We start from the raw sequence: 15,251 nt of genomic DNA, 5'->3' as shown, positions 1-15,251 counted from the left end.
CTATCCCCATGGAACAACTCACCACGGTCGGGCGTTTCGCCGTTTGGGCCTTGCCCGTGATTTTCGCCATCACCCTGCACGAAGTCGCCCACGGATGGGTCGCCAAACTCCTCGGCGACAAGACGGCGGACCGCTTGGGACGCCTGACGCTCAATCCGCTCAAGCATATCGATCCCGTGGGCACGGTCATCCTGCCGGGGGTGATGCTGGTGCTGGGCGGTTTCATCTTCGGCTGGGCCAAGCCGGTGCCGGTCGATTGGGGCAAGCTCCACCAGCCCAAGCGCGATATCGGCTTGGTCGCCCTGGCCGGGCCGCTGGCCAACCTGCTGATGGTGGCGTCCTGGATTTTGATCGCCAAGCTGGCGCATGTGATCGGCGACCGTTATTACTCGCTGCCGATGATCTACATGGCCGCCGCCGGTATCTACATCAACCTGATGCTGATGCTCATCAACTTGGTGCCGCTACCGCCCCTGGACGGCGGGCGCATCATGACCAGCCTGCTGCCGGACAAATGGGCCTACCGCTACGGCCAGTTGGAACAATACGGCTTGTTGATCCTGTTGATCTTGATCGCGACCCCGGCCTTGTCGCTGTTGCTCGGCGGACCGATGAACCTGTTACTCAACCAATCACTGCTCTATGCCGGGATTCCCTACGGTATCCTGTACCAATTGATGGGACCGGGAGGCTAGGGTCCGCCGATGAGCGAGCATACCGCGCCGGGCGAACGCGCCGCGCCTTCGGATGTGGTCGCCATCGTCAACGGCAATCCCGTCACCGATCTGCCGACCGATCTCTATATCCCGCCCGACGCGCTGGAAGTGATCCTGGAATCGTTCGAGGGTCCGCTGGATTTGCTGCTGTATTTGATCCGGCGGCAGAACCTATCGATCCTCGAAATCCCCATCGCCGATATCACCCGCCAATACATCGCCTATATCGACATGATGGCCGTGCTGCGCATCGAACTCGCCGCCGAATACCTGCTGATGGCCGCGATCCTGGCCGAGATCAAATCCCGGATGCTACTGCCGAAACCCGCCGCCGCCGAGCGCGAGGAAGACGACCCCCGCGCCGATTTGATCCGCCGCCTCCGGGAATACGAGCGCTACAAACTGGCGGCGCAAGCCCTGGACCAATTGCCGCGCTGCGAGCGCGATGTCCACGAGGTGTCCGCCGACACCGGGGCCATCCAGGTTAACAAGGTCTACCCGGAAGTCGCGTTGCAAGAAATCCTGCTGGCGTTCCAGGGCGTGCTGCGCCGGGCCGACCGCCTCACCCGCCACCAGATCAAGCGCGAACCCTTGTCGGTGCGGGAACGGATGTCGGGTATCCTGGGGCGGCTGAAAGTGCAGGCGCTGGTGCCGTTCCAAGACTTGTTCGAGCGCGGCGAAGGCCGCCCCGGTGCCGTGGTCGCGTTGCTGGCTATACTGGAATTGTCCAAGGAACGGTTGATCGAAATCCTCCAGGACGAACCGCTCGGACCCTTGCAAATCCGCGCCGCCGCCCCGGTCGCCGACTAGGATGGAACTCAAGCACATCATCGAAGCGGCCTTGCTGGCGGCGGGCCGTCCTTTGAGCCAGGCGGAATTGCTGGGTCTGTTCGGCGAGCGGGAACAGCCCGGCCCGGAGCAATTACAAGCGGCCTTGGCGGCGCTGGCCGAGGATTGCCAAGGCCGCCCGGTCGAATTGAAACAGGTGGCGACCGGCTACCGCCTGCAAGTGCGGGCGATTTTCTCGCCCTGGCTGTCGCGCTTGTTCGAGGAGCGCCCGGCCCGTTATTCGCGGGCCTTGCTGGAAACCCTCGCCATCATCGCCTACCGCCAGCCGGTCACGCGCGGCGAGATCGAGGACATCCGGGGCGTGGCGGTGAACACCGGTATCGTCCGCACCCTGCTCGACCGCAACTGGGTCCAGACCGTGGGCCACAAGGAAGTCCCCGGTCGCCCGGCCTTGCTCGCCACCACCCGGCATTTCCTCGATTATTTCGGCCTGAAAAGCCTGAGCGAATTACCGCCTTTGCAGGCGCTCATCGACCGGCTCGACAGCCCCCTGGAACCCACCGAACAGGAACCCTCCCATGCGCACATTCCCACGATCCCAACCACAGAACCGGACGCCTGAGCCGGACACCCCGCCCGCCGAGGCCGGGGAGCGTATCCAGAAAGTATTGGCCCAATTGGGCCTGGGTTCGCGCCGGGAAATCGAGCAATGGATCAAGGACGGACGTATTTCCCTCAACGGCCAGCGGGCCGAACTGGGTGCGCGTTGCCGCCCGGACGACCGCATCACCGTCAATGGCCGCCCCATCGACCTCGCCCGGAAATCCCAGGCCGAAACCCGGGTGCTGCTCTACCACAAGCCCGCCGGCGAAGTGGTCAGCCGCCGCGACCCGGAAGGCCGTCCGGTGATCTTCACCCAATTGCCCAGGCCGGAACGCGGGCGCTGGATCGCTATAGGCCGCTTGGACATCAACACCCAAGGGCTGCTGCTGGTCACCACCCATGGCGAACTCGCCAACCGGCTGATGCATCCTTCCCACCAGATCGAGCGCCAATACGCCGTGCGCGTCCTGGGCAATATCGACGAGGCCATGCTTGGGCGGCTGTCGCAAGGCGTATTGCTGGAAGATGGCCTGGCCCGGTTCGATGCCATCGAGGCGGCGGGCGGGGAGGGGGCCAACAAATGGTTCCATGTCACTCTGCGCGAAGGGCGCAACCGCATCGTGCGGCGGCTGTGGGAATCGCAGGGCGTCGCGGTCAGCCGCTTGATCCGCATCCGGTTCGCCGGGGTGGCTTTGCCGCCGCATTTGAAGGCCGGGCATAGCTGGGAATTGCCGCCAGAAGGGGTCGCGGCATTGATGGCGCTGGTGGGTTTGGCGGCGGAACATCCGGCGGAAGAACGGCGCAGGCCGGTGGAGCGCCGTCCCGGCCGGGACGAAAGCCGGTCCAGGGGGCGGAGATAGGGCGGTACCGTGCCGCGCGTCCTGGAACAATGGCTTTGCTCGGGCGGGGACGAGCGCTCGGTCCTGGGCGCGGACGGGTTGAACAAATATGGCGGGTCGGTCTATCCCCGGCCCGGCGTGGGTTTCGGTAGCTGCACCAGCTCGACCATTTCGCCGCGGGGTTGGACGGCGGCCCGTTCGGCCTTGGAAGCTTTCCAGTGGCGGGCGGTGGCGGATGGGGAACCCGCGACGGCGGACGCGCTGGGGCGCTGGATACGGGATGGCCTGCTGGATTTGATGGAGCTGCGCAACATCCAGGGTTTGCGCGTCGTGTTGACGCCCTCGGGCACCGATGCCGAATCAGTGGCCCTCGGCATCGCCGGATGGGGCCACCGCCGCCCCTTGGTGAACATCGTGGTCGGTGCCCGCGAAGTCGGTAGCGGCAGCGTGTTGGCGGCGGGGGCGCGGTATTTTTCCCGGCGCTTGCCCTCGGGTCGGAGCGCCGAACCCGGCGCGGCGCTGGATGCCGATCTGGCCGGGCGCACCACGGTCCACGAAATCAAAATCCGCGGCGACAGCGCCGCCGAACGCGCCCCCGACGACCTGGACGCCGACATCCTGGACCGGGTCCGGGCCGGGCTGGCACGCGGGGCCAAGGTCGTCGTCCATGTGGTCGCCCACAGCAAGACCGGCGTCCACGCCCCCCGCCTGGAAACCCTGAACGCCCTGATCGACCGTCATGGCGGCGACCTGATCCCCATCATCGACGCGGCCCAGGGCCGGTTTAGCCGCCGGGGGTTGCGCGATTATCTGATGCGGGGCTGCATGGTGATCCTGACCGGCTCGAAATTCTATGGCGGACCGCCTTTTTCCGGCTGCCTGCTCATCCCCGCGCAACGCCTGCCGGAAGACCAAACCCACCTCCGGTTTCCCGCCGGATTTTCGGCCTATCTCACCCCGGCCCAATTGCCGGAGGATTGGACCCAGGCGCGGGCGGCGCTCGCGCCCGCCGTCAACCTGGGCTTGCTGCTGCGCTGGGAAGCCGCCCTGGCCGAGATGCGGGCCTATTACGCCACGCCGCCCTTGGCGCGTTACCGCGTCCTGCGGTTCTTCGAGTCGCAAGCGCCCGCCATCCTGGGTCGAAGCACACTGCTCGAACCCATCAATGTACCGACCCCCCTCTACGACGACGCCTCCGAGCGGTTGTTGGAATCGAAAACCACGGTGTTCAGCTTCCGGGTTAAGGCTTGCGGCGTACATGCCCACCAGTTGGAAAAACCCGATCTGGAACGCTGGCTACGTTGGATGAACCGGGATATTTCCGGTTTCGCCAAAGCCGGGGAAAGCCCCGCCGTGGTGGCGGCGGCCCGCGTGTGTTTCCAACTAGGCCAATCGGTGCATGTGGGTCGCCACGACCATGTCATCCGGGTGGCGATAGGCGGGGTGTTGATCGCCGATATCGCCGCCGACGCCGCATTGGGCGCGGACCTGGACGCCCGGTTGGCCTGGCTGGCGGCCAAGCTGGAACAAACGCGCCTCAAGCTGGAATTCATCGCCGCCCACGAAGCCGCCTTGCTGGCGCGGGAGGTCTGAACCATGGCGGAAGCTTTCGCTTGGCATACCCGTATCGACGCGGCGGAAGCGGGACAGGCGCTCGCCGCCGCCCTGGCCCAGGGCATCGCGGGCGACCGGCCCGCGTTGATGTTCCATAGCTTGGACGCCCTGGCGGCGCGGATCGACTTGTTAAGCACCAGCTTCCCGCCGGGCACCCTGCACGCCCTCGCCATCAAAGCCAATCCGGTGGTCGGGGTGCTGCGCTTCGCGGTGGCGCGGGGCATGGGCCTGGAAGCCGCCTCCTGGGAGGAAGTGGCCCTGGCCCAGGCGGCAGGCTGCCCGCCCGAACGTATCCTGTTCGATTCGCCCGCCAAAACCCGTGACGAACTCGCCATGGCCCTGGCGGCCGGCGTCACGGTCAACGCCGATCATTTCGACGAACTGGCCCGCATCGCCGCACTATTGGACGGCGCTCCCCAGCCAACCAGCCTGATCGGCCTGCGCGTCAATCCCCAAACCGGCCTGGGCAGTATTGGGATGCTCAGCGTCTCGGGCGGTTATTCCAAGTTCGGCGTGCCCTTGGGGGAGCAACGCGCCGCCATCGTCTCGGCGTTCCGGCGCTATCCCTGGCTACGGGGTTTGCATGTCCACACCGGCAGCCAAGGCGTCGGCATGGCCCAGATGGTCCGGGCGGCGGAACAGATTTTCGCCTTGCGCCAGGAAATCCACCGGGACTTGGGCGAGCGCCGCATCGTCTCGGTGGACATTGGCGGCGGTCTGCCCTGGCCTTACCGGGCGGATACGACCGCGCCCACCCCGGCGGCCTATGCCGCCGCGCTGGGCCGGGCCGTCCCGGAGGCATTCGCGGAAGGGGTCCGCTTGGCGACCGAATTTGGCCGCGTCTTGCAAGCCGGGAGCGGTTTCGCGGCCAGCCGGGTGGAATACCTCAAGACCGACGCCGGTAGGCGGACTGCCGTCGTCCATTTCGGGGCCGATTTGTTCCTGCGGAAGGTGTACCGCCCGGAGGATTGGCATCATCACATTTCGGTGCTGGCCCCGGATGGCCGTCCGAAGCTGGCGCCCGGCGAACCCCATGTCATCGCCGGACCCTTGTGCTTCGGCGGCGATATTTTGGCGGAAGCCGCCGTTGTGCCCAGGGTGGAGGCGGGCGACTGGATCGTGCTGCACGACGCCGGGGGCTATACGCTGGGCTTGTGGTCGCGGCATTGCAACCGGGGTTTGCCGAGGGTGTTGGGCTACCGGGCCGACCCGTGGCGGTTCCAGGTATTGCTGGCGGGGGAGGGGCCGGAGGATGTGGTCCGGTTCTGGGGCGGGTAACGACGGAATCCGCCCCGACGCGCTAAGCCATCGCCACCCGGTTGCGGCCCTGGCGCTTGGCCTTGTACATGGCCTGGTCCGCCCGGTTCATCAAAGCCATCGGCGACTCGCCCGGAGCGAGCAAGGCTAGTCCCAGGCTGACCGTCACCGTCAGCGACTCGCCGTCCTCGCCTACCGGATGCGCCTGCGCCGCCACGGCTTGGCGGATGCGTTCCGCCAAGCCGAGGGCATCCCGCCTGCCCACATGGCTGAACAAAACCACGAATTCTTCCCCGCCATAGCGGAACACGCCATCGGTGGAGCGCACGACCTGTTTGACGCTATGGGCCACGGAGCGCAGCACCGCATCGCCCACCCCATGGCCGTGGGTGTCGTTGATGGCCTTGAAATGGTCGATATCCAGGAATACCACAGCGAAAGGCGTCCCATGGCGGCGGGCCAGGTCGGTTTCACGCTGGATTTGGTTCAGGAGGGCGATCCGGTTGCCGACCTGGGTCAGGGGGTCGGTATGGGCATAGCACACCGCTTCCCGGTAGCGTAGGCAGTTGCGGAGCGGATAGAGCAGATGCGACAGCAGGTTTTCCGTGCTTTCCAGGTCGGCCTGGCTGAAACGGCGGTCGCGCCGCATCCGCCATTCGCCCAGGACTTCATCCTGCAACTTCAGGGTATAGCTGCAATGGTGGTGCGCTTCCCGGCCCTGCTCCAGGTCGAGATTCAGGAGTGGGTTGTGGAATCCATAGCCCTCGTGCGGCACGCTCGCTTGCAGGTGGCCGCTGAACACCTGTAGCAATTGGGCGATATCGAGGGTGGTTTGCAGATCGGCCAACAGGTCGAACATACCACCGCTTTCATGCCGCCATTCCCCCAGGACTTTATGGGTTTGGGGAACCACCGCCAGGTTTCCGGCATCGTTTTTCATTGCTAGCCTCGGCTTGTCGTCGGGTTTTTGTTGGACTTATCCCAGCCTAAACCATGCCAAATGATAGGCACCCGCTTGGATCAAGGGAATAGGCGGCGACACGGATGTTGAGTGGACCGGGATCGTCGGGTTTCCGACGCCGCCCAGGCCGGTTTCCGAGCGCTCCAGGATGACGACTTTCCGGCGGTTCAGTATTCGATTTGATAGATCAAGCCAACGCTGTTGGTGCCGACCGTGGAACCGGGCGTGGTGGACCCGGTCCCGGCGCTGCCTTCCACCTTCAACCCCTTGGCGATATCGATCTGCACCGTGGCCTGGGTGCTGTTGCCGGAAAAGCCTTGCTTGGCCCCCACGAACACGCCGGGCGCGACATAGCGCCCGGCTTCCAGGCCGGGACTGCCGCCGCTCCCGCCCAGCGCCAGCCGGTCCAGCCCCAAGCCCTTGCGTACGGTTTCCAGGGGACTGCCCGCCCCGGCGGTGACCCCGGTCAGGGAAACCACCGCCGAGGCGATCTGCACCATCTCGAACGGGTTGAGGCTGGCGGTGGCATGGCCGAACAGCAATTGGGCCAAGACCTCGTCCGGTGGCAGTTCCGGCACGCTGCTGAGAGTGATCTTGGGTTTGCGGGCGGTGCCGGTCACGCCCAGGGTGGCGGTGACGCTGTTGTTGGTGGAACTGGCGGCGAAATCCAGGGTGGGATCGGCCAAGTTGCCGCCGTTGAAGCCGATCACCCCCTTGTCGAAGGTCAGGGTCTTGCCGGCCAGGCTGAATTCGCCGCGGCGTAATTCGAAGCGGCCTTCCGGGTGCGGAGCGTTGGAATCGCCGCGCAACCGCACGGTGCCGCCCAATTCGGCGTCCAGACCGCGCCCGCGCACGAAAATCCGGCTCGGCGCGCTGATCAAGAGGTCCAGGCCGATACGGGGACCGGGTTTGGGCGGCGGGGGCGGGGCTTGTCCGGGGCGGCGCACATCCAGCACCGCGATGCTAGCGGGCATGGTCTCGGGGACACGGATTTCGACCCGTTGGAGCCGCAACGTGCCGTTGGCGTCGAGCGTCCCGGCGGCATGGCCTTGCAGGCCCAGGTCGGCGTTCAGATTCACCGTCAGGCGGTCGCTGGCCAGGGGTTGGGCATTGCGGGCGGTCAGCTTCAAATCGATGGGGAAGCCCTCGGCGAGCACGCCCAAGCGCCCGGCCAAATTCAGCGTGCCGGGACCGGCCCGGCCCTGGAACTGGGCGATGCGGACGCTGTCCCCCTCGGCCAGCAACAGGGCGGTGATATCGGAAATATGCATCCCTTGCGCGAAATCCTGCACTTCGCCGCCGCTCCATTGCAGGCTGCCATGGGCGCGGGGCTCGGTCGGAGTGCCCGACAGGGCGGCGTTCAGGACGGTCCGTCCACGCACCCGGTGGCCTTCCGCCATCAACAGGGGATCGAGGATTTTCAAATCCAGGTCGCCGCTGGCGCGGAGATCGAATTCGCCGCCCGGCACCAGCGGCGCCCGCCCGGTCACGGCCAGATTGGCGAGCGTCCCGGCCTGCATGCGGGAATCAACCTCGGCGCTGGTGCCGGCGAGGTCGATATGGGTGGCGAGGTTGACCGGCGGCAAGACCCGGCCCGCGCCTTCGCGGGGATGGACGCCCTGGGCCGCCAGCGTCAACGTGCCGAGCGGGCGGGCCGGGGAGCCGGACAGGTGGGCCTCGGCCCGCAACGCGCCATCCAGCGCCAATCCGGGCACGAAGAGCCCCACCAAATCGGCGGGCAAATCGCGTAGGGCCACCTCCAGATCGAGCGTGGGCGCGGCGCGGCCCTCGGCTTCCAACACGGCCCCGCGCAATCCCAGGCGCAAACCCTCGAAACTCAGGCCCTTGCCGTAGCCGATGCGGGCGGGTTGCAGCAAGCGCAGGGTTTCCCGCTTCCAGCGGGTTTCCAGGCTGGACACCCGGACCGATTGGCCCGGAATATCGAGCCGGAGTGCGCTGGACACCTGGGCGTCCGCCCCGGCCAGCGCCTTCATTTCGGAGGATAGCCCCAGGTCCAGCGCGTCGAGTGGCCCCAGCGCCGTCAGCCGGGCGGAACCCCGCACCGCCCCGGCTTCGATACCGTCCAGGGTCATCGAGCCCTCCACCCGTGGGTGTTTGAGCGGGTCGTCCAGCGTGAGCGCCAGGGCGGCGTGTTCCACTTGGGCGGTGCCGGTCAGGCCGGTGTCGCGGGCATCCAGCCTGAGCCGGGCTTCCCGCTCGGTGGCGTCCAGACCGGCGCTCAGGGAGCCGGTCAGCGGCTGGCCCAGCCAGGGCCGCAAATCCTCCAACCGGGTCATCCGCAGGTCGATCTTGCCCAAGGGCAGGGCCGCACCTTGAGACAGGCTCAAGGTGCCTTCGGCATGGGCGCTTTTCCAGTCGGCCCGGTCGATGGCGACCCGCAACACGCCATCCGCGCCGCGTTGGGCGGTCAAGGCCAACTGCAAGGGCGAGCCGTTGAGCATGCCTTGCGCCTTCATTTGTCCCGCCGGATTCCGGGGCAGTCCTTGCAGGCGGATATTCGCGCTCACCGGACCCCGTGGCAGTCCTTGCGCCGCCAGTTCGCCGCCCATATCGGCGACGAGGGCGAGATCATCCTTGGCACCGTCGATCCGTCCCGTCAGCGCGGCCCGTCCGGCCAGGTTCTGGGCCAGCGCCGCCAGATCGGGCAGGTTCAGTTTCCAATTCAAACCCAGCGTTTGCCCGGACCATACGCCATCCGCCGCGAGGGTCAACGCCTTGCCGTCGAACCGTAACCGCGACACCGCGATTTCCGGTCCCCGTAGCGTCGCCGATAGGCCGATTTTCCCGTCCGTGCCGACCAGGGCGGGCAGGGGAGCCATACCGCCGGTCAGGGCGAGTTTGTCTTCGGCGTCGATCCGCAGGGTAGCGCCGGTCTGCGCGGCGCGGAAGCGCAATTCGGTCGAACCCCGCAGATCGACGCCGCCCAGCGCCGCCCAAGGGGACAAGTCCGGCAGTTTGAGCAAGGCCGTGCCGTCGGGGTCGGGTCCGGTCCGGGCTTGGCCTTCGAGGGTTAGCAAGGGATGACGGGCCGAGAACTTCACGGGGCGTTCGGGCGCGTCGAGCCGGGCATCGGCGGCAAGCACCAAAGGCGCGGCCCGCAGAATATCGGGATGCGGGCCGGGAATACGGACGCTTTTGAAAACGGCCTGGAGCCGCAAGGCACCGGCGTCGCCTTGGAGTTCCAGCGTAGCCTCGGGGATGGCGGTCCCGGCGGCTTCCAGGGCGGCGATATCGAGTCGGGCCTGGGCCGTGGGCCGGATGAAAGGGCCATGCAGTTTGGCGTCCAGCGCCACCGATTGCCAGGACACCTCGGGCCGTGGCCGCAGGGCGGGGGCCGCAGCGGTCAGGGCGAGGTCGGCGGTGTTGTGTTCCAGGTCGATGGTGCCCCGCGCCCCGGCCCGCAGGGGTCCGGCTTCCAGGCCGAACCGGATGTTGAGCGCGGCATAGGGTCCGTCCGCCCCGGCATCGAGGGACAACGCGCCCAGTTCCGGCAAGTGGGCGAGATGGGCCAACAAGCCTAAGGGCGGTTCTTTCGCCTCCAGTTGCAAGTGCAGTCCGCCGGGTTCGATCCGGCCCCGCAGTGCATAGCGGCCTGCACCATCCAGGCGGGTGATCGCAAGCGTGGCCTCGCCTTGATCCAAGGCCGACAGCCGACCGGAGCCTTCGATCCCGAGCGCGGCGGCGACCCCCGCGACCGGCGGGGCCAATTCCAGCCGTCCCACGCGCAGGCTATGCAGGTCGATGCCCACCGGCAGGGAAAAGCCGGTTTTTGGGGAGGGCTGGGGTTCGGGCGCGGGCAGGGGACGGCGCGATAGGGCGATGCGGCCCGCCTCCAAACGCTGGATGTCGGCATATCCAGCCAGCAAGCGGACCGGCGACCAATCCAAGGCCAAATCGTCGAGGGCCAGCCAAACCCCGGCGGCATCGCGGATTTCGATATGGCCGATCCGCAAGGCGTCGGGGAAGCGGCCTTCCAGCTTGGCGATGCCGACCTTGCCGCCGGTGAGTCCTGGGAGCGAGCGTTCGATCCAGGCCCAGCCCGGCGGGCTGTTCGCGGCCCATAGCGCCAAGACCAGCGCGACGACCGGCAGCCCCAGGATTCCCGCCAAAAGCCAGCCGCTCCATCGCAGCGCGCGCCGCATGTCGATTGGTTCCTCGTTGTTGATCAGCCACGGAATTTCGCCTGAAAAATCATACAGGAGTTTCTGCCGGGGCCGGAACCACGCGGAAGGCATCCGACCGGCCCAGTTCGACCCAGGCTATCTTTATAGACGTTTAAATAATTTATTTAGAACTTTTTGATTGTTAACACTAGATAATTTGATACGGAGCTTCTGGGACGGGCATTTTGATCCGTGTTCGATGCGCCCGCCGTAATTGCGCATAATGGATATTATGTTAAATCATGGGCGGATGCGGCGGGACTCCCCACCGCGCCCGGCTACACGTTGAACCGGAAATGCACGACATCGCCGTCGCGCATGATGTATTCCTTGCCTTCCAGACGCCATTTACCCGCGTCCTTCGCGCCCTGTTCGCCGCGATGCGCGATGAAATCCTCGTAAGCGATCACCTCGGCGCGGATGAAACCGCGCTCGAAGTCGGTGTGGATCACGCCCGCCGACTGCGGCGCGGTGGCCCCGACCGGGATGGTCCAGGCCCGCACCTCCTTGACGCCCGCGGTGAAATACGTCGCCAGGCGCAGCAGCTTATAACCGGCGCGGATGACCCGGTTCAGCCCCGGTTCCTCCATGCCGATCCCGGCCAGGAACTCCGCCTTGTCGGCCTCGTCGAGCTGGGCGATCTCGGCCTCGAACGCCGCGCACACCGGCACCACCATCGAGCCTTCCTCCCCGGCGTAGGCCCGCACCCGGTCCAGGAAGACGTTGTCGTCCCCGAAGCCGTCCTCGCGCACGTTGGCGATATACATGGTCGGCTTGGCGGTGATGAGGTGCAGTTCACGCAACAACGCCTTTTCCTCGTCGGCCATGGGCAGGGTCCGCACCGGCTTGCCGCTGTCCAAATGCGCCAACACCCGCTCGAACAAGGCTTTTTTCGCCAATTCGTCCTTGTTGCCCGCCTTGGAAGCCTTGGTGGCCCGCTGCAAGGCCTTGTCCACGGTGCCAAGGTCGGCCAGCGCGAGTTCGGTGTTGATGACCTCGATATCGGAAATCGGATCGATCTTGCCCGCGACATGGATCACGTCGTCGTCCTCGAAACAGCGCACCACATGGGCGATGGCGTCGGTTTCGCGGATATGGGCCAGGAATTGGTTGCCCAGGCCCTCCCCCTTCGAGGCGCCGGCCACCAATCCCGCGATATCCACGAACTCGATGGCGGTGGGCACCACGCGCTCGGGCTTGACAATCGCGGCCAGGGCGTCGAGGCGCGGGTCGGGCACCGGGACCACGCCCACATTGGGATCGATGGTGCAGAACGGATAGTTTTCCGCCGCGATGGCCGCCTGGGTCAGCGCGTTGAACAAAGTGGATTTGCCGACGTTGGGCAGGCCGACGATACCGCAATAGAGCGTCATAGGTTTCGATGGATGGCAGTGTGGATGATAGGTTGGAAAATTCAGGATTCCAGCCGGTTATAGCGGTCCTCGAAGCGGACGATATCGTCCTCGCCGAGATAGCTGCCCGACTGGACCTCGATGATTTCCAGCGGGATGGCGCCGGGATTCTCCAAGCGGTGCCTCACGCCCAGCGGGATGAAGGTGGATTCGTTCTCGGTCAACAGGAAGCTTTCCTCGTCCCGCGTCACCCTGGCCGTGCCTTTCACCACGATCCAGTGTTCGGCGCGGTGGTGGTGCAATTGCAGGGACAGCGTGCCGCCCGGCGCGATGGTCAAACGCTTGACCTGATAGCGCGAGCCGTTGCCGATGGATTCGTAATTGCCCCAGGGCCGGTGGACCTTGGCGTGGAAGACATGCTCGGAGCGCTCGGTCTTCTTGAGGTGGTCGGTGATGGCCTTGACATCCTGGGCGCGGTCCTTGTGGGCGACCAGCACGGCGTCGGAGGTCTCGATCACCACCACGTCGGTGATACCCACCGCCGCCACGAACCGGCTCTGCGAGTACAGCACCGAATTGTGGGTGTCCTTGATGAACACATCGCCGATCATGACATTGCCGTCGTGGTCGGTGGGACGCACCGAGGTCAGGGCCGGCCAGGAACCCAGGTCGGACCAGCCCACGTCCAGCGGCAGGACCACGGCGCGGGGCGTTTCCGGCGAGAAGCCGGCCAGCCGCTCCATGACCGCGTAATCGATGGAATCGCTGGGGCACCGCGAAAACGCCGCCTTGTCGGCGCGGATGAAATCGCCGTCGCGCTTGCTGAGCGCCATGGCCTGGGCGCAGGCTTCGAGGATATCCGGCCTATGGGCGGCGATTTCCTCCAGCCAAGTTTGCGCCCGCAGGATGAAGATACCGCTATTCCAGAAGTATTCGCCGGAGAATAGATACTCGGAAGCCGTGGCGGCGTCGGGTTTTTCCCGGAATCCACCCAGCACGAAGGCATTACCTCCTAAATCGGCCCCGCGATGGATATAGCCGAAACCGGTTTCGGGCTTGTCGGGGACGATGCCGAAAGTCGCAATCACACCAGTGGCGGCGAGTTTGATGGCTTCCGCCAAGCGTTGCTGGAAACCCGCCAAATCGGCGACATAATGGTCCGAGGGCAACACCAATAATACCGGATTGCCCCCCTGCTCCACCGCCTGCAAAGCGGCCAGGGTCAAGGCCGGGGCGGTGTTGCGGCCCATCGGTTCCAACAGGATCGGGCTTTTTTCCAAGCCTAGTTGCCGCAATTGCTCGGCCACCAGGAAGCGGTGCATTTCGTTGCACACCACCAAGGGCGGCAGGACTTGGAACGGGCCGCTGTCCACCGCGCCCCAATCCACCACGCGGGTCACGGTGTCCTGGAATAAAGTGCCGCTGCCGGTGAAGGATAGGAATTGCTTGGGATAGGATTCGCGTGAAAACGGCCAGAGACGGGTACCGGACCCGCCCGATAATACAACTGCCTGAATAGCGATATTCATGTGATCCCCTATTGAGATGGGCAAAATCTGGCGCGGAAAAACCAGGGTCCGAGTATAGCCGAAACCCGTGCCGATCTAGGTATCGACGGTCCGGCTCGAATCCAGGCGGCCGGGTAGCAAACCCGAGATGAGTTCCACCACACGGGCCACGGCCCCGCGGTTTTCATCCACGAAAGCGGAGGCTTTGCCGCCTATTTCGGACCTGGTATCGGGACGGTTTAACCAACCGACGACGGTCGCCGCCAATCCATCCGCGTCGGCGACAAGGCGGGCGCCGCCGCATTGTTCGAGCCGCCGGGCGATTTCCGCGAAATTGAACATATGCGGCCCGAACAATACCGGAACGCCCGCCACCGCCGGTTCCAGTACATTATGCCCGCCTTGCGGAATCAAGCTGCCGCCGACAAAAGCCACATCGGCGGTGCCATAGAAACAGCGCAATTCCCCCAGGCTGTCGAGCAGGAAAATCCCGGTCCCGCTTTCGCAAGGCAAGGATTCGCCGCGGCAACGCAGCGGGATTCCGGTTCTGTAGCACAGGCTCCGCACTTCTTGGAACCTATCGGGATGGCGCGGTGCCAGGATCAACAAGGCGTCGGGCAACACCGACCGCACCAGGGCGTGGGCGGCAAGCACCTGTTCTTCCTCGCCCGGATGGGTACTGCCCGCGATCCATACCGGGCGGCCCGGAAATAGGGTTTCCCGCAAGCCCGAGGCTTGTTCGCGCAGCGGGGCCGGGAATTCGATATCGAATTTGATATTGCCCGCGACCGCCACCTTGCGGGGATCGGCCCCGATGGCGACGTAGCGCTTGGCGTCCAGCGGCGTTTGCGCCGCGATCAAGTCCACGGCGGCCAAGCTTTCCGCCACCAATCCGGCGATGCGGCCATAGCCCCGCGCCGATTTCTCGGACAGCCTGCCGTTGGCTATCGCCAAGGGAATCCCCCGGCGGGCGCATTCGCGGTAGAGATTGGGCCAGATTTCGGTTTCGAGGATGACGCCAAGGCGGGGCCGGAACCGGTCGAGGAAACGGTCAACCCCGCCGGGCAGATCATACGGCAGATAGACATGGGCAACTGTACCGCCCAGGACGGCCTCGATCCGGGCCGAGCCCGTGGGCGTGGTGCAAGTAACCAGGATGGGAAGCCCAGGATGACGGGCGCGGAAAGCGCGGATCAGGGGAAAGGCGGCTTCCGCCTCGCCCACCGAAACGGCGTGGAACCACACCACGCCCTCCCCGTCCGGGACCGTGGCGTAACGGGCGAAACGTTCGCCCCAGCGCTCCCGGTAGGCCGGAAGCTTGAGGCCGCGCCAAGCCAGACGACCCAGGATGAAGGGCGTGGCGGCGTAGAACAACGCCGTGTAAAGCCGCCTCACTCGGAGCCCACCGGCCAAAGACAATCGTGAAAA

11 protein-coding genes are annotated in these 15,251 nt (G+C 65.7%); 6 read left to right on the top strand and 5 right to left on the bottom strand.

The window, feature by feature from the left end; all coding sequences use genetic code 11:
• Positions 1 to 8 precede the first annotated feature (8 nt).
• The 6 genes from B9N93_RS11655 to B9N93_RS11630 are packed head-to-tail and all read left to right on the top strand — an operon-like array spanning position 9 to position 5,839.
• Positions 9 to 695 carry a site-2 protease family protein gene (locus tag B9N93_RS11655; protein ID WP_085213810.1) on the top strand — a complete coding sequence of 229 codons (687 nt, stop codon included), beginning with the start codon at positions 9 to 11 and terminating at the stop codon, positions 693 to 695.
• Between the two features lie 9 nt (positions 696 to 704).
• The gene (locus B9N93_RS11650) at positions 705 to 1,526 is read left to right on the top strand and encodes a segregation and condensation protein A (RefSeq protein WP_085213808.1); all 822 of its coding nucleotides are present in this window, start codon (positions 705 to 707) and stop codon (positions 1,524 to 1,526) included.
• 1 nt (position 1,527) lies between these two features.
• Complete coding sequence (gene scpB, locus B9N93_RS11645) at positions 1,528 to 2,127, top strand: SMC-Scp complex subunit ScpB (protein WP_085213806.1); 600 nt, start codon at positions 1,528 to 1,530, stop codon at positions 2,125 to 2,127.
• Positions 2,084 to 2,968, top strand: coding sequence for a 23S rRNA pseudouridine(2605) synthase RluB (rluB, locus tag B9N93_RS11640; RefSeq protein WP_085213805.1), 885 nt, complete (start codon positions 2,084 to 2,086; stop codon positions 2,966 to 2,968). Before scpB ends, rluB begins: the two co-directional genes overlap by 44 nt.
• Before the next feature lie 9 nt (positions 2,969 to 2,977).
• Positions 2,978 to 4,540 (top strand): hypothetical protein, encoded by a 1,563-nt coding sequence (locus tag B9N93_RS11635; protein WP_085213803.1) that lies wholly within the window; start codon positions 2,978 to 2,980, stop codon positions 4,538 to 4,540.
• Between the two features lie 3 nt (positions 4,541 to 4,543).
• Positions 4,544 to 5,839, top strand: a complete 1,296-nt coding sequence (locus B9N93_RS11630; RefSeq protein ID WP_085213802.1) for a type III PLP-dependent enzyme domain-containing protein — start codon at positions 4,544 to 4,546, stop codon at positions 5,837 to 5,839.
• A gap of 22 nt (positions 5,840 to 5,861) precedes the next feature.
• Here the strand turns inward: B9N93_RS11630 and B9N93_RS11625 are convergent, their stop codons facing one another.
• The 5 genes from B9N93_RS11625 to waaA form a co-directional block, all read right to left on the bottom strand.
• Positions 5,862 to 6,758, bottom strand: a complete 897-nt coding sequence (locus B9N93_RS11625) for a GGDEF domain-containing protein (protein ID WP_085213800.1) — start codon at positions 6,756 to 6,758, stop codon at positions 5,862 to 5,864.
• 188 nt (positions 6,759 to 6,946) lie between these two features.
• On the bottom strand, positions 6,947 to 10,942 hold the full coding sequence (locus B9N93_RS11620; RefSeq protein ID WP_176225240.1) for a translocation/assembly module TamB domain-containing protein: 3,996 nt from the start codon (positions 10,940 to 10,942) through the stop codon (positions 6,947 to 6,949).
• A gap of 299 nt (positions 10,943 to 11,241) precedes the next feature.
• Entirely contained in the window at positions 11,242 to 12,336 is a 1,095-nt protein-coding gene (gene ychF / locus B9N93_RS11615; protein ID WP_085213795.1) for a redox-regulated ATPase YchF, read from the bottom strand.
• Positions 12,337 to 12,377: 41 nt separating this feature from the next.
• Entirely contained in the window at positions 12,378 to 13,844 is a 1,467-nt protein-coding gene (locus B9N93_RS11610) for a mannose-1-phosphate guanylyltransferase/mannose-6-phosphate isomerase (RefSeq protein ID WP_125468946.1), read from the bottom strand.
• A gap of 75 nt (positions 13,845 to 13,919) precedes the next feature.
• Positions 13,920 to 15,218, bottom strand: a complete 1,299-nt coding sequence (gene waaA / locus B9N93_RS11605; protein ID WP_085213793.1) for a lipid IV(A) 3-deoxy-D-manno-octulosonic acid transferase — start codon at positions 15,216 to 15,218, stop codon at positions 13,920 to 13,922.
• Positions 15,219 to 15,251: the final 33 nt, after the last annotated feature.

It is taken from the genome of Methylomagnum ishizawai (assembly GCF_900155475.1).
GTDB lineage: Bacteria > Pseudomonadota > Gammaproteobacteria > Methylococcales > Methylococcaceae > Methylomagnum > Methylomagnum ishizawai_A.
This window is presented reverse-complemented; position numbering and strand designations above follow the sequence as displayed.

Coding starts and splice junctions, on each gene's coding strand:
- B9N93_RS11630 (WP_085213802.1), top strand. CDS start 4,544: ATGGCGGAAGCTTTCGCTTGGCATACCCGTATCGACGCGGCGGAAGCG.
- scpB (WP_085213806.1), top strand. CDS start 1,528: ATGGAACTCAAGCACATCATCGAAGCGGCCTTGCTGGCGGCGGGCCGT.
- B9N93_RS11650 (WP_085213808.1), top strand. CDS start 705: ATGAGCGAGCATACCGCGCCGGGCGAACGCGCCGCGCCTTCGGATGTG.
- B9N93_RS11625 (WP_085213800.1), bottom strand. CDS start 6,758: ATGAAAAACGATGCCGGAAACCTGGCGGTGGTTCCCCAAACCCATAAA.
- B9N93_RS11620 (WP_176225240.1), bottom strand. CDS start 10,942: ATGCGGCGCGCGCTGCGATGGAGCGGCTGGCTTTTGGCGGGAATCCTG.
- B9N93_RS11610 (WP_125468946.1), bottom strand. CDS start 13,844: ATGAATATCGCTATTCAGGCAGTTGTATTATCGGGCGGGTCCGGTACC.
- rluB (WP_085213805.1), top strand. CDS start 2,084: ATGCGCACATTCCCACGATCCCAACCACAGAACCGGACGCCTGAGCCG.
- ychF (WP_085213795.1), bottom strand. CDS start 12,336: ATGACGCTCTATTGCGGTATCGTCGGCCTGCCCAACGTCGGCAAATCC.
- B9N93_RS11655 (WP_085213810.1), top strand. CDS start 9: ATGGAACAACTCACCACGGTCGGGCGTTTCGCCGTTTGGGCCTTGCCC.